Annotated in this window: 13 protein-coding genes; 7 read left to right on the top strand and 6 right to left on the bottom strand. The window is 29.6% G+C overall.

Going from position 1 to position 14281, the window contains the following annotated elements; translation table 11 throughout:
* Nucleotides 1–96: 96 nt before the first annotated feature.
* Genes HBE96_RS15050 through HBE96_RS15040 form a run of 3 tightly spaced genes read left to right on the top strand, consistent with a single transcriptional unit; the run spans nucleotide 97 to nucleotide 1988 of the window.
* The gene (locus HBE96_RS15050; protein ID WP_169298566.1) at nucleotides 97–468 is read left to right on the top strand and encodes a PadR family transcriptional regulator; all 372 of its coding nucleotides are present in this window, start codon (nucleotides 97–99) and stop codon (nucleotides 466–468) included.
* The gene (locus tag HBE96_RS15045; protein WP_169298565.1) at nucleotides 461–1030 is read left to right on the top strand and encodes an HAAS signaling domain-containing protein; all 570 of its coding nucleotides are present in this window, start codon (nucleotides 461–463) and stop codon (nucleotides 1028–1030) included. Before HBE96_RS15050 ends, HBE96_RS15045 begins: the two co-directional genes overlap by 8 nt.
* 22 nt (nucleotides 1031–1052) lie before the next feature.
* Nucleotides 1053–1988, top strand: coding sequence for a DUF4097 family beta strand repeat-containing protein (locus HBE96_RS15040; RefSeq protein ID WP_169298564.1), 936 nt, complete (start codon nucleotides 1053–1055; stop codon nucleotides 1986–1988).
* A gap of 169 nt (nucleotides 1989–2157) precedes the next feature.
* On the opposite strand, the gene HBE96_RS15035 is transcribed toward HBE96_RS15040, so the two are convergent.
* From HBE96_RS15035 to HBE96_RS15025, 3 genes are all read right to left on the bottom strand, one after another.
* Complete coding sequence (locus tag HBE96_RS15035) at nucleotides 2158–3723, bottom strand: sensor histidine kinase (protein ID WP_169298563.1); 1566 nt, start codon at nucleotides 3721–3723, stop codon at nucleotides 2158–2160.
* Nucleotides 3713–4411, bottom strand: a complete 699-nt coding sequence (locus tag HBE96_RS15030; protein ID WP_169298562.1) for a response regulator transcription factor — start codon at nucleotides 4409–4411, stop codon at nucleotides 3713–3715. Before HBE96_RS15030 ends, HBE96_RS15035 begins: the two co-directional genes overlap by 11 nt.
* A 479-nt stretch (nucleotides 4412–4890) precedes the next feature.
* Complete coding sequence (locus HBE96_RS15025; protein WP_169298561.1) at nucleotides 4891–6081, bottom strand: MalY/PatB family protein; 1191 nt, start codon at nucleotides 6079–6081, stop codon at nucleotides 4891–4893.
* 178 nt (nucleotides 6082–6259) lie between these two features.
* Between HBE96_RS15025 and HBE96_RS15020 the strand changes: the two genes are divergently transcribed.
* The 3 genes from HBE96_RS15020 to HBE96_RS15010 all read left to right on the top strand — a co-directional run bounded on the left by HBE96_RS15020 (nucleotide 6260) and on the right by HBE96_RS15010 (nucleotide 8101).
* A complete protein-coding gene (locus tag HBE96_RS15020) occupies nucleotides 6260–6610 on the top strand; it encodes an iron-sulfur cluster assembly accessory protein (RefSeq protein WP_169298560.1) in 351 nt (116 codons plus the stop codon).
* A 35-nt stretch (nucleotides 6611–6645) separates the two neighbouring features.
* A complete protein-coding gene (locus tag HBE96_RS15015; protein ID WP_169298559.1) occupies nucleotides 6646–7506 on the top strand; it encodes a LysR family transcriptional regulator in 861 nt (286 codons plus the stop codon).
* A gap of 97 nt (nucleotides 7507–7603) precedes the next feature.
* Complete coding sequence (locus HBE96_RS15010) at nucleotides 7604–8101, top strand: hypothetical protein (RefSeq protein WP_169298558.1); 498 nt, start codon at nucleotides 7604–7606, stop codon at nucleotides 8099–8101.
* A gap of 40 nt (nucleotides 8102–8141) precedes the next feature.
* Here the strand turns inward: HBE96_RS15010 and hcp are convergent, their stop codons facing one another.
* The 3 genes from hcp to HBE96_RS14990 all read right to left on the bottom strand — a co-directional run bounded on the left by hcp (nucleotide 8142) and on the right by HBE96_RS14990 (nucleotide 12304).
* Nucleotides 8142–9986, bottom strand: coding sequence for a hydroxylamine reductase (gene hcp, locus HBE96_RS15005; RefSeq protein ID WP_169298557.1), 1845 nt, complete (start codon nucleotides 9984–9986; stop codon nucleotides 8142–8144).
* A 411-nt stretch (nucleotides 9987–10397) separates the two neighbouring features.
* A complete protein-coding gene (locus HBE96_RS14995; protein WP_169298556.1) occupies nucleotides 10398–11909 on the bottom strand; it encodes an Ig-like domain-containing protein in 1512 nt (503 codons plus the stop codon).
* 254 nt (nucleotides 11910–12163) lie between these two features.
* Nucleotides 12164–12304 (bottom strand): hypothetical protein, encoded by a 141-nt coding sequence (locus tag HBE96_RS14990; protein ID WP_169298555.1) that lies wholly within the window; start codon nucleotides 12302–12304, stop codon nucleotides 12164–12166.
* Between the two features lie 334 nt (nucleotides 12305–12638).
* Here HBE96_RS14990 and HBE96_RS14985 point away from each other — a divergent pair, with 334 nt between their 5' ends.
* Nucleotides 12639–14192 carry a tannase/feruloyl esterase family alpha/beta hydrolase gene (locus HBE96_RS14985; RefSeq protein ID WP_169298554.1) on the top strand — a complete coding sequence of 518 codons (1554 nt, stop codon included), beginning with the start codon at nucleotides 12639–12641 and terminating at the stop codon, nucleotides 14190–14192.
* Nucleotides 14193–14281 lie beyond the last annotated feature (89 nt).

Below are 14281 nucleotides of genomic sequence, written 5' to 3'. Positions count from 1 at the left end.
TATAATATTTAAATTTTTTATTGTTTAGTACCTTGCATTATTCACTACCGTGTACTATAATATAATCAGCAAAATGGAAATGAAAGGATTTTAACCATGAATATTCAATTCAAAAAAGGTGTTTTAGAGTTATGCGTTCTCGCAGAACTTTACAAACGAGAATTTTATGGATACGAGCTGGTAGAAGAAATATCTAAGCATATAGATATTTCTGAAGGAAGCATTTATCCTCTTTTAAGAAGACTTAGGTCTGAAGGATATGTCACTACTTACTTACAGGAATCCAGCGACGGTCCTCCTAGAAAATATTATAGACTTACTCCCTTAGGAAAGGAAAAGGGTCTTGCTCTAATATCTGAATGGATTAACTTTGTAAGTGGAGTACAACAGATTGTAGAAAGTGCTAATTTAAATAATCCTTCAGTATACATAGAAAGGAATATTAAAGAAGGTGAAATTAATGAATAAAGAAGAATTTATGAAAATTTTAAAACAATCCCTTAGCAATATGGATATGTATGAAAAGGAAGATATACTTTATGATTATGAAGAACACTTTAGAATAGGTTTTGAAAAAGGTAAAACCGAAGAAGAAATTATAAAGGAACTTGGAGATCCCAAGATCATTGGTAAATCTTATAGAGCTTCCGCTGCAGTAGACGATGCTGTAAAAAATCCATCTACTAAAAACATTGGAAAAGCAATTTTTGCCGCTTTAGCCCTTGGATTTTTTAATCTTGTGATAGTTCTTGCTCCCTTTATAGGCTTAACTGCAGCTTTATTAGGACTTTTTTTTGCTGCGATAGCTATATTTATAGCAGGTATAGCCAGTATATTTGCTATAGCTTTCCATCCATTTTTTAATTCTTTTATAACAATACAATGCAATGCTATTGCTGCAATTCTTTTTAGTATTGGAACAATTGCTCTTGGCATATTATTCTTCATTGGAGTATGTTATTTATCAAAATTATTTTATAAAGTTACAATAAAATATCTTAAATGGAACATTAATATTATAACTAAATAATAAATCAGTGGAGGTCCAAATTATGTTTAATATTAAAATAAAAAAATTAGTAATTATTCTTATATCAATTATAGTTTTAAGTTTTTCTGCTGGAAGTGCAATAATACTAGCTACTGGTGGCTTTACAAACTCTGATTCATTGAAGTCTTCTAATAATAAAGACTTTACTATAAATAACGAAAAAGTCCAAAAAATAGATGGTATAAAAGAAATATATATAGAAAGTTCAAGCGAAGATGTTTCAATAATATCGGAAAATAGAACAGATGTTAAATCTCATTTTTATGGCAACGTAAGCGGTTCATCTAAGCCTGAGTTAGAAAGTAGAGTAGATGGAGATAAACTTATAATCTCTACAAAAAGGTCTTCTAATTCTTTTAATATTGGATTCAATGTTTCTTCTAGACTAAAATTGGATATAAGCATTCCTCAAACTTATGCATCTGATGTATCCATTAAATTAACTTCAGGTAAAGTAACCTCATCTAATCCAATGAAGCTTAATAATTTTAATCTTAACCTAAGTTCTGGAAGTGTAGATTTGAAAAACTTGACAGCATCAAACTTATCACTTCACGCTACTTCCGGTAAAATTTATGGTGAAAACATTGCATGTGAAAATTCATCATTAGAACTTTCTTCTGGAAGTATAAACTTAAATGGGTTTAAAGGTAATCTAAAGCATCATTCAACCTCTGGCAGAGTAGAAGTAACTTACTCGGAGTTTAATAATAATGCAGATCTAAATGTTTCATCTGGAGAAATAATATTAGATCTTCCTAAAAACTCTCAATTTGCTCTGAACTCTAAAGCTACCTCAGGTACTGTAAAATGTGATTTTCCTATAACTTTACAAGGTGAATCTAAACATAATGAGTTAAATGGTGTAGCTGGAAACAGTAAAAACCAAATTAATATATCTGCAACTTCTGGCAGTATAAAAATTAAAAACCACTAAAATTAATAGGGCTGTCTCACTAAGAATAAACATTACAACATATTGTGCTTGTAATTTATTTACAAGTCAATATATTGTATATAAATTTCTTAATTCGACAACCCTATCCAGCTTATACACATGTTTTTAAACAATTAATAATCTACAATTTCTGTTTTGAAACATTCTCTTACTCAGTGCACTTTTCATCATCACACTTCACAAAAAATATTATATTTTTTTCATTTATTTCTGCCCAAATTTCACCACCATGCAGCTCTACAATGCTTTTGGCGATAGCGAGTCCTAATCCACTTCCACCTGTAGCTCCAGACCTGGACTTATCAACTCTATAAAATCTATCAAATATCTTTTTCAATTCTTCCTCATTTACATTTTCGCATTTGTTTTTTATAGATACTACTACAAATCCATTATCTTTGTATAAACTTACATTTATTTCTCCTGGTTTAGGACTATATCTTATAGAATTCATAAGAAGATTTTCAAACACTCGTACCATCTTGTCCCCATCTACATGAGCACAGATTTTTTCATTAGGTATGTTCTTTTTTATAACCACATTATTTTCTTCACATATAACATAAAGTTCTTCTATAAGTTGTTCTAAAAGTCCATTAAAGGATATATTCTGTTTATTTAAATTTATACCTTTATTAGTTAGCTTTGTATACTCAAAAAGATCATTTATAAGCACTTCTAATTTTTCAGACTTATTATAGGCTATATTTAAATATTCTTGAAGTTCATCTCCATTTTTATATTTTCTATCCTTAACAAGTCCAAGATATCCTTTTATAGACGTAAGTGGAGTTCTTAAATCATGAGACACATTAGTTATAAGATCACTTTTAGTCTTCTCTGCATTTCTTTCATTTTCTATTTTTCTTTCTAATTCCTTAGCCATAAAATTTATATTACCAGCTAATTTAGCTAATTCATCTTTACCCTGTATGCATATTCTAGAATCTAAATTTCCTCTTGCTATTTCAAATAACCCTTCTGAAACACCTTCTATATATTTCATTTTCTTATTAGTAATAAGATAAAATAGCATTATAAATACTGCAATTGCTAGTACTATCGAGAAGAAAGAACTATCAGTCTTTATATGTGTAGTTTCTCCATGAGGAATACCTTTTACTATTACATAAGCTTCTCCATCTGAAAAATTCACAGAACCCAATTCCACATATTCTGAAACCTTATCTAAGCTTATTATTCTTGTACCATTTTCACTGATATATCTATAATTATCATACTTACTTTTATAAGCCCAGGTTTTATTAATTAGATCATGTATACTAACCTGACTTTCTTCTGCATTTTTGGACTTATATAATACTTTTCCATTTAAATCAGTTATAAGTATCTTAATTGTTTCATTTTCATTGTTATTTGCCTCTTCATTATTTACAATATTAGACATTAAACTTTCATCTTTTATGCTTGCACTTTTTTGTTCAATGTTTCTTTTTATTCTTGAACATTGATTTTCTATAGAGTTTATACCGTTACTATAATCTATAACCGTATTTCTACTGCTTCCTGTATAATGACTATTGTACCACCCCGAAGCTATAAAAGAAGCTAAAAGACATACTACAAAAGCAACTACTAATTCCATTCTTATGCTTCTTATTACTTTTTCTTTACTAAACTCATATAGCCTAATAGCAGGTCTAAACAATCTTTTAAAAATTCTTTTTATAAACTTAGGACATCTAATTTTCAATTTTATACCCAACTCCCCATACAGTTTTTATATACTTAGGCTTTCTTGAGTTCTCTTCAATCTTTTCTCTTATTTTTCTTATATGAACCATAACAGTATTATCAGATTGATAAAATTCTTCATTCCATACTCTTTCATATATTTTTTCTGTACTAAAAACAATTCCTCTATTTTTAGCTAATAATTCTAATATATCAAATTCTCTTCTTGTAAGATTAACTAACTTTTCTCCTATTTTAACCTCATGAGTACTAACATTTATACTCAAGTCATCTATTTCAATTATATCTGAACTTATACTTTCACCTGAATTATTCAATTTAGTATATCGTCTTAATTGAGATTTTGCTCTAGCTATAAGCTCCAAAGGGTTAAACGGCTTGGTTATATAATCGTCTGCTCCTGTTGTAAGCCCCATTATTTTATCCATATCTTCACTTTTGGCAGAAAGCATTATTATAGGCATATTCTTATGCTCTCTTATTTTCATACAAGCTTCCATACCATCCATATTAGGCATCATAATATCTAATATAATTAAGTGTACTTGCTGACTTTTTAATATTTTCAGTGCTTCTAAACCATCTGAAGCTTTAATAACTTTGTATCCCTCATTTTCTAAATATATTCCTATTAAATTTCTAATTTCCTTCTCATCATCAACTACAAGAATAGTTTCTTTCGTCATATAAGTACCATCTCCACTCCAAAATATTCACATAATATAAAATTTATTCGCTCATAAAATTATATCAGATACCATGCATAATATAAAACTTTGAAACGTAAAAAATCATTTAATAATTCAACCTTCTCGGTTTGCTTATATTAAATCAAGCTTTTATATGTTTCAATGTCGACTTAATACTAATTATACTAATTTAAATTTAAATAAACTCTATTAAATTTCTTAATATTTTCTTAAAAACTTTAAGAAATTTCAATAAATTATAACTTACAAAACAAAAACAACATCCGTATATGAAATTTCATATATAGATGTTGTCTTTATCTGATAGTAAACCTAACATATATTTATCCCATCGCTACCATTGCTAACACCCCCATCGCACTCTGTGAAAGCGACTACCACCAAATCAAAGATTTGGGATATCTGCTTTTTTTCAAAGTGGGGGATAGCTACTTTACGCTCCTGGATAAGTTCTTCTAAGAATCACTTGATTTTAGATTGTTAATAGCCTGTTCCATTCTTTCTAAAGCTTTTTCTAAAGTTGATCTTGGACATGCTATATTTATTCTTTCAAATCCCTCTCCTCCTGGTCCAAATATAAAGCCCTCATCAAAAGCTATTCCTGCTTTTGAAATCATAAATTCCTTTAACTGTTCTTTGTTCATATTTAATTTTCTGCAATCTATCCAAACAAGATAAGTTCCTTCTGCCTCAATCACTTTAAGTTTTGGTATCCTTTTTTTTATAAAGTTTTTAAGGAAGTTTTTATTTTCACCTAAATACTCAATAAGCTCATCTAACCATTGTTCTCCATACTTGTAAGCGGCCTCACAAGCTATAATTGCAAAAAGATTTAATTTATTTATTTCTAATTTACTCATAAAGGTTTCAAGCCTGTCCCTTAGATCTTTATTAAAAATAATTAAATTTGAAACTTGTAATCCTGCTAAATTAAAAGTTTTGCTTGGTGCAGTACATATTATTGAATTTTTTCTAAAATCCTCACTTACTGCTGCAAAGCTTGTATGTTTAAATTCTTTATATATTAAATCAGAATGAATTTCATCAGAAATTACAAGGACATCATTTTCAGCACAAATTTTTCCAAGTCTAAAAAGTTCATCCTTAGACCATACCCTTCCTACAGGATTATGAGGATTACACAATATCATTATCTTAACCTTTGAATCCTTAGCTTTTTGTTCTAAATCTTCAAAATCCATTGTATATTTTTCATTATCAAACTTTAATGCATTATAAACTATTTCACATTCATTGTTTTTTATTGCATTGTAAAATGGATAGTATACTGGAGATTGAACTAATATTTTATCCCCTTTGTTTGTAAAGGTTTTAATTATAAAGTTTATTGCAGGAACTATTCCAGAAGTACTAAGAATCCATTCTTTTTTTATATCTAAGTCATGTCTTTTTTTCATCCAACTTATTACTGCATCAAAGTAATCATCTGTTCTTTCTGAATAACCATATATTCCATGGCTAGCTCTCTTTACAATTGCTTCTGTAACCTCTGGAACTGTTTTAAAATCCATATCTGCAACCCACATAGGAATTACATCTTCACATCCAAAAAGGTCCTTATTAAAGTTCCACTTAACAGAATTAGTATTATCCCTATTAATTACCTCGTCAAAATTATATTTCAACTTTTTCACTCCTTTTCATTTTACAATTATTTAAAAATACCCCCAAAAATGGTACTACAAAAAGTATATCATATTATGTACCAAGAATATTAATACTATTGAAAATTTCTTCAAATTATAATAACATTTACTTAGTAGAAATAGTTTTCTAAATAAATACAAGAAAGAGGTTTATAAAATGAATTTTCTTAAAATAACTGACTTAGCTTATAACAAATTAAAAGAATTTTTAATTGAACAAAGTGTTCCATTAAATAGTAGTATTAGAATCTACTTAGCAAATATGTCCTGTCATGGTCCTGTTTTCAATATTTCTATAGATGAATTGCATGAAGACGATTTATCCCAAAAGGTTGGCGATACAACTTTTATAGTTAATAGGAACTTATTTATTCAATTTAGCGGTTTTATATTGTTATCTCCTGAAGAAAATGGTATGGACGGGTTTACTTTAGAACCAGTTTATAAGCCTGAACATACTGGATGTTCTGGTAGCTGTTCTAGTGGTTGCTGCGAAGATTGCCAATAATTTAAACCGCTCATAATTCAAGGGGTGTTAAATCCATGGATATTAGACAGCTTAAATACTTTATAGCAATTGCAGAAGAAGGTCAAATAACAGGTGCAGCTAGAAAATTAAATATAGCTCAGCCACCACTTAGTTATCATCTTAAACTTCTAGAGGATGAATTAGGTGTTAAACTTGTAGAAAGAGGCAGCCGCAAAATAAAATTAACTGATGCCGGAAAAATGTTATATGATAAGGCTAGTCAAATACTAAAATTAACCGAAACTACTGTTAAACAATTAAAAGATTTTGGACAGGGAATTAAAGGAACTTTATTTATTGGTACTGTATCATCCTGTGGTGCTACACTACTTCCAGAACGAATACATAATTTTAATAAAAGTTATCCAGATATAAGCTTTGAAATATACGAAGGAAACACGTACAAACTACTAGAACTCCTGAACAATGGTTTAATAGAAATTGGGATTGTGCGAACTCCTTTTAATGCAGAAGCTTTTAATTCAAAATATCTATCTAAAGAAACAATGATTGCAGTATTTAGAACTAATTCCAACTGGTATAAAAATCAGGAGAATATATGTATTAATGATATTATGGATAAGCCTTTAATAATATATCGTCGTTTCGAAAAATTAATATCCAAATGTTGTCAAAGCTTAGGATTTAATCCCAGAATAATTTGTAAATGCGATGATGCAAGAACAGCACTTCTTTGGGCTGACTCTGGAATAGGAATTGCCATTGTTCCAAAATCTGCTATTAAACTGGTTAATAATGCTGATTTATCATATAAGGAAATTAACGAACCAGAATTAGAAACCAAAATAGCTGCCATATGGTTGAAAAACCAAAACCTATCAGACGCTGCTAAATATTTCTTGAATGTATTTTAAATATAATATAGTTTTCGTCACAGTATTGTCACAAATTTATTATAAAATATAAACTAGAATATCTTATAAAAATTTAATACCAAAAGGAGATAACTATATGTCAGTAAATTCAATATCTCAATTAGCACAGTCTAATAAGCTACAAACTTTATCATCACTTAATAACAATAATTCTACAAATACCAATTCATCATTTGCAATGGCTCTTGAGGAAATGATGAAAAATATGTCTACTAATAGTACCACAAATGCTGCTAGCTCTAGTTTAAGTACTGTTAGCTCAAATAATGCTCTAAGTGGTCTTGATAGTTTATCATTGCAACCTCAAAAGATGGTACAAATGCTGCAAATGTTATCTTTGCAAAATCAATCTTCAGATTCTTCAAATATGGGTGTTGGTAGTATTCCTGATGATAGTAACGATATGACTATGGATAATAATTTATCTGGTAATGACGACATGGGACAAATGATGAATGTTATTTTTCAATCAATAATAGATAGTCAAAATAATAATTCTGACTCACAGAATTCTAGTAACTTTGATTTATCTAATAAATCGGATACTCAAAGTGTTAACAACAATCTAAAATAATTAAATCAGGTAGGGCCATTCCCTACCTGATTATTATTGATTATCCTAATATTTCTTTTATATCTTTTTCTGGAGTGCTAATAGGAGCTATTCCAAAATTTTCTACCAACACATTAATTACATTTGATGATAAGAACGCTGGCAATGATGGTCCTAATTTTATACCTTTAATACCTAAAGAAAGTAATGTAAGCAATATGCAAACAGCCTTCTGTTCATACCAAGATAAGATTAATGATAGTGGTAAATCATTTACTCCACAGTTGAAAGCATCTGCTAATGCTAATGCAATTTTTACTGCTGAATAAGCATCATTACACTGTCCTACATCTAAAAGTCTTGGAAGACCTGCTACTGTTCCAAAATCAAGTTTGTTGAATCTATATTTACCGCAAGCTAAAGTTAATATTACAGTGTCTTTTGGAAGAGATGTGGCTAATTCAGTATAGTAATTTCTTCCTGATTTTACACCATCACATCCTCCTATTAAGAAGAAGTGCTTAATAGCTCCACCCTTAACAGCTTCTATAATTTCATTTGCATGACTTAATGTAGCGTTATGTCCAAAACCTACTAATATTGATTTTTCTTCTTCATCTTCAGTCCAACCACCAAGTGATAAAGCTTTTTCTATAATATCTGTAAAATCTTTCTTTCCATTTACTTCTTCAATATGTGAAGTACCAGGCCAAGCTACCACACTAGTTGTGTATATTCTATCCATATAATTATCTCTTGGTTTTTGTATGCAATTTGTTGTCATAAGCACACAACCTGGAATGTTGTCAAACTCTTTTTGCTGATCCTGCCATGCACCGCCGTAATTTCCTACTAAATGAGCATACTTTTTCAATTCAGGATATGCATGAGCTGGAAGCATTTCTCCATGAGTATATATATTTATACCTTTTCCTTCTGTTTGCTCTAATAATTCTTTTAAGTCCTTTAAATCATGTCCTGAAACTACTATGAAAGGTCCTTTTTTCTTAGTAACTAAAACACTAGTAGGTGATGGATTACCATAAGTTCCTGTATTAGCACTATCTAATAATTCCATTATTTTAAAGTTTACTTGTCCAAGTTCCATAGCTAATCCTAGCCAATCATTCAAGCCTAACTTTTTATCTAAAGTAGCTGATAAAGCTTTGTAGAAAAATTTATTTACTTCTTCACTTTTCTTTCCTAAAACAAAAGCATGATGCGCATAAGCTGCCATTCCCTTTAATCCATATATTGATAATTCTTTTAAAGATCTGATATCTTCATTTTCAACAGTGTCCACCATTATGCCAAATTTTTTTGCATCCTCTAACATTTCTTCCTTAGCTTCTGGTGCTTTATAATCTGCTCCATCAAATACTTCTACAGTTTCTCCAGCTAAAGCTTTAACTTCAGCTTTTACATTATTAGCCTCTTTTATTAATTCTACTAATCTATCTTCATCAAAATTTACATTTGTAAGTGTTGTAAATAAAGCATCCATAGTAAATTTATCTATTTTATCTCTAAGTGCTATTCCTTTTTCTACAGCTTTATTTCCATAGAAACCAATACCTTTAACTTGGTGTATTAAAAGATCCTGAAGTGCTGCAACTTTAGAATTTTTTCCACAAACGCCTGCTTTTGTACAACCTTTTCCACCTGCAGTTTGCTCACATTGATAACAGAACATGTCCAATGTTTCTGTTGAATCTTCCAAACCTTTATTTAATTCTTTAAGTAAATTTTCTAAATCTATTCCATGTACTCCAACTGCCTGCTCTAAAGTCTCCATCTGTGCTGATGGGCAGCCTATACAACCCATTCCGTGTGCCATTAAAACTTCTACAGCTTTAGAATTTATTTTTAATATATCCCCAATTAATGTGTCTTTATTAATTCTCATATTTGCCCTCCTAAATATAATAATTTTTTTATTAGTTTCATTTTTCTAACTTATGGTTTTATTTTACTAAATTTATAATTTAAAATCGGTAACCTAAGTTACAAATTTTAAATTAAAGAATAAAACTTTTATTTAAGGATACTATATAGTTGAATTAAGATTAGAACAGAGATTTTAACATTAGATAAAGAAGTAAAAGAATTATTTAATCAGATAAGTTCATAATTAAAGGATATAAATTCAATGTTAAATCGTATAGAATCAAAACCATCAAATGATGATTATACATATACTTACACTGATATAAATTCAGATAAAAAAAGTAGAGTAAAATTTTACTCTACTTTAAATATTTTTATTTAATTTGTAAATAAATTTATAACTTTAAATAAAATTGATATTCTCTATAAATTACTGTTGAGGAACATACATAAAGTAAGAAATAGGATCTTTTGTCTCTGTAGCAAAATTTATATTTCTTTGGTGATATGGATCTCCTTCGTATTCATTTCCCTGATTATCACATATGTATGCATATTCATGGTAATTTGGATCAACCCATTTCATAAAAGTGTAAGTATGTGTTGGACCTGAAGAATCATAAGCTATAGTGAAGCATATATCTCCTGATTTAAGTTCATCTAAATTCGTGCTCTTTTTCCAACCACGACTCAATAGTTCAGCTGTAAGCGTACGTGTGTTAGCCACACTTTCTGGTAAATCACTAAGCCCTGCTCTTCTTAAAGCTTCACTAGCAAAATATGCACAATTGTTGCTTAAATCTCCCCCGTGAAGTTCTATTGCTCTTGTCATTACAGATTGTCTATTATCTGCATTTGAAAGATAGTTATACAAATTTTTCTGAAAATCAGAATGAGTTTTTATTTCTGGAGCAGTTATTGTTAAATTTAACACTGCTTTTACTAAACATCCTTCAGCTGTTCCATAATAAGTATATCTTCCTGGTTGCCTGTTTGTAGTAATTGGAGTATCCCATTTTACTTTAACTTTTACAGTTTGTCCATCTGATGTTATACCATCAATGGTATCAGGCGCAGTAAAGCTGTCATTTTGTTTAACAGTTAAATTAACATCATTTGTAGAATCTACTCTTACTTCTTTTACTGTATTATCTGATGATTTTAAATCATTTATTGTTAAGTTTAAACGTACTTTCTTTGAATATCCATCAATAGTTCCATAATAAGTATATGTACCCGGCTTACTTGAAACTTCAGCATGCTTGTCCCATGAAACATTTACTTTTTTAGTTGTTCCATTAGACATGTTTGCATTTATTGTATCTGGGAAACTAAATTTTTCATTTTCTTTTATAGTTACATTAATATCATCAATATATGATATTAATGAGTCAGTTTTGTCTGGTACTGATGCAGTTTGTCCAGCTGTTTTAAATTCTACATAAACTGGATTATTTAATGCTTTATTACTTTTAGATTTAAGATCTTTATCAATAATTAATGAATAACTACTATTAGGATCACAATGTGAAGAAATAGTAACTACTGTATCATTCTCACTTAAAGATATACTTGAACTTATTTCAGCTCCAGTATCCTTATTTATAATTTTTATTTTACTTTTTACAGAATTTAAATCTAATGGCATATTAAATCTTATCTTCCATGACTTGTCCACTGGAACATCTATTTTTGAAATTGCATTTATTGATGCAACATCCGCACTCATATGTTGAGGTAATTTTTCATCATTAGAATTTTTTGCATTTTCTTTTGAACTATTATCATTTATGTCATTAACAGTTTTTGTAGAAACTGCTACTGTATTCATATTTATTTTTGTCATATCATTTTCTGCAGCAAAAACCATATTGCTTTTCATTGATTGAGAAAAAATAATACAACCACACATTATAAGTATTTTTATTACACTTTTCTTCATTAAATTTAATCACTCCAATGCTTAAAATTTAGTACATTTAATAGTTTACATCTTTTTTGTTTAATTTTCAACCTACATTTGCTAAAAAGCCTGAAAATTAGCAAATTAGACTTTTGCATTATGTAATTATATGTGTTTTAATATATATCCAACAAACAATTTTTGGAAAAGTTACTACAAATATACATACATTGTAAATCATGATTATATTATAAAATTATCTCAAAAAATAAAAAAAGACCTGCCGAAGGCAGCTACTTCAAGGGTCTTCTGTTTTTACTATTTGTTATGTTAATCTTTTGAGTAGTTTTAGCTCTTTTTTCAAGAGTATCAAGGGATTCACATAAACATTCTTCTATAACATCAGATGTTATCAATGTTAATTTCTTATTCAATTTTTCACCTTCTTTTCATTTGATATCTTTTTAGCATATACCTATTAATGAAACATGTCAAGTATTTTTTTGATTTTTCTAATTGATTTGTGATAATATCTTAGTATACCTCTTTAGAGGACAATGGAAGTGATTTTAAAATATATTAGAGAATGTACTTCATATCAACAATGAAACGAGTTGAATATAATTATAAATGTAAAAAATAATAGTTTATAATATAGTTATACTATGTTAAAAAATATTAATTTATATAAGCCTAAAAACTAAAAATATGGGACTAACTGCTTAGGAAGTTCCCATTAAAACTAAATGTGATGTGGAGGGATACTTAATGAAAGAAAGCTTAAAATCAGAGACTACTTTAAATTCAAAAGCAACATTTGCAAAAATACACCCTCAAGTAGAAACTGCCTCTGTAAAAAATTTTAAATTTCCTAATAATACTGCCATAGTCAATGTAACTATGGTAAGTGGTGATAACGTTATGATTGACGGTAAAAATATTACTTTGCCCAATTACTGCAAGATTGAAGGAAAAATCAATGAACGAGTTGGGAAGGGTCCTGATGGTAATGCTGAATATTATATTGGCTTCGAACTATCTCTTCCTAATGAATGGAATGAACGATTGTACTTTGAAGGTGGTGGAGGCAGTGATGGTATTATACCTCCTAAAATGGGCATAAGAAAGGTTGGAAAAATCCCTGCTTTATCTAGAGGTTTCGCAACAGTTGGTACAGATGGTGGCCATCAAGGCAATACTGATTGTAAATTTGGTTATGATCAACAAGCAAGAATTGATTATGGGTATAATGCTATAAATCAGGTTACTATTGCAGCAAAGTCTATCATCAATGACTATTATGGAAGATCGCCTAAGTATTCATATTTTATGGGCGCATCAAACGGTGGACGTCAAGCTCTAGCTATGGCTCAACGTTTTCCTGGATATTTTGATGGCATTGTTTCAGGTGCACCTGCTTTGAATTTAACAAATGCAGGTATTGCAGAAATGTGGGCTAATCAAATATTTGCAAAAATTTCAAAAAAAGATAAAAATGATAAACCGCTTTTATATACCGCCTTCTCTGAGACTGATATGAAACTTGTGGCAAACACTATATTAAAGCAATTTGATAAAGCTGATGGATTAGAAGATGGTATTATTTTAGACATGGATGCCGCTAGAAAATTTCATCCATCAACATTACCTAGAAAAACTTCCAATTCACCAGGATTATCTGATGAACAAATAAATGCTTTAAAATTATTATTTGAAGGTCCTAAAGACTCTCAAGGCAATGCATTATATTCTAATTGGCCATGGGACCCGGGAATTTGTGATCCTGAGTGGCGCTCGTGGACTTTAGGAACAGAAGATTGCCCTCCACGAAATGTAACTCTTGGAGTAGAAAGCCTAGCTCGTGTATTTACTACTCCTATTCCAAAAGAATATGATTCTAAAAAAGCACTAGAATGGTCCTTAAAATATGATTTTGACAATGATCCATCGAAATTAGTTCTATCAGCATCCTTTATTAATAATGTATCAACATATCTTGAACCATTTAGAAAACTAGGTGGAAAGTTAATTCTGTATCACGGTATGGCTGATCCTGTGTTTTCTGCTTACGACACAATTAATTATTATGATAAGCTTATAGAAACAAATGGTGGTTTAAAAGAAACTCAAAAGTTTGCAAGACTTTTCCTAATTCCAGGTATGAATCATGTTGAGGGAGGCCCTGCAACTGATCAATTTGACGCTTTAACAGCCATTCAAAACTGGGTAGAACAAGATAAAGCTCCTAATATGATTGTTGCTCATGGATCCAATGGTAAGCCACGTGCGACACGTTGCGTAGTTAAAAGTTACGCCACATAAAAAAAATATAAGTTACATGTGTAACTTATATATTATGTAGAACTAATTTCTTGATTAGTCAAATAATAGAGTAACGTCTTGAAGGGCTA

Origin of the sequence: Clostridium muellerianum, from assembly GCF_012926525.1 — a bacterium.
GTDB lineage: Bacteria > Bacillota > Clostridia > Clostridiales > Clostridiaceae > Clostridium_AM > Clostridium_AM muellerianum.
This window is presented reverse-complemented; position numbering and strand designations above follow the sequence as displayed.

Bases quoted from the DNA above. Each gene is read 5' to 3' on its own strand.
- HBE96_RS15050 (WP_169298566.1), top strand. From the start codon at position 97: ATGAATATTCAATTCAAAAAAGGTGTTTTAGAGTTATGCGTTCTCGCA.
- HBE96_RS15045 (WP_169298565.1), top strand. From the start codon at position 461: ATGAATAAAGAAGAATTTATGAAAATTTTAAAACAATCCCTTAGCAAT.
- HBE96_RS15040 (WP_169298564.1), top strand. From the start codon at position 1,053: ATGTTTAATATTAAAATAAAAAAATTAGTAATTATTCTTATATCAATT.
- HBE96_RS15030 (WP_169298562.1), bottom strand. From the start codon at position 4,411: ATGACGAAAGAAACTATTCTTGTAGTTGATGATGAGAAGGAAATTAGA.
- HBE96_RS15020 (WP_169298560.1), top strand. From the start codon at position 6,260: ATGAATTTTCTTAAAATAACTGACTTAGCTTATAACAAATTAAAAGAA.
- HBE96_RS15015 (WP_169298559.1), top strand. From the start codon at position 6,646: ATGGATATTAGACAGCTTAAATACTTTATAGCAATTGCAGAAGAAGGT.
- HBE96_RS15010 (WP_169298558.1), top strand. From the start codon at position 7,604: ATGTCAGTAAATTCAATATCTCAATTAGCACAGTCTAATAAGCTACAA.
- hcp (WP_169298557.1), bottom strand. From the start codon at position 9,986: ATGAGAATTAATAAAGACACATTAATTGGGGATATATTAAAAATAAAT.
- HBE96_RS14995 (WP_169298556.1), bottom strand. From the start codon at position 11,909: ATGAAGAAAAGTGTAATAAAAATACTTATAATGTGTGGTTGTATTATT.
- HBE96_RS14985 (WP_169298554.1), top strand. From the start codon at position 12,639: ATGAAAGAAAGCTTAAAATCAGAGACTACTTTAAATTCAAAAGCAACA.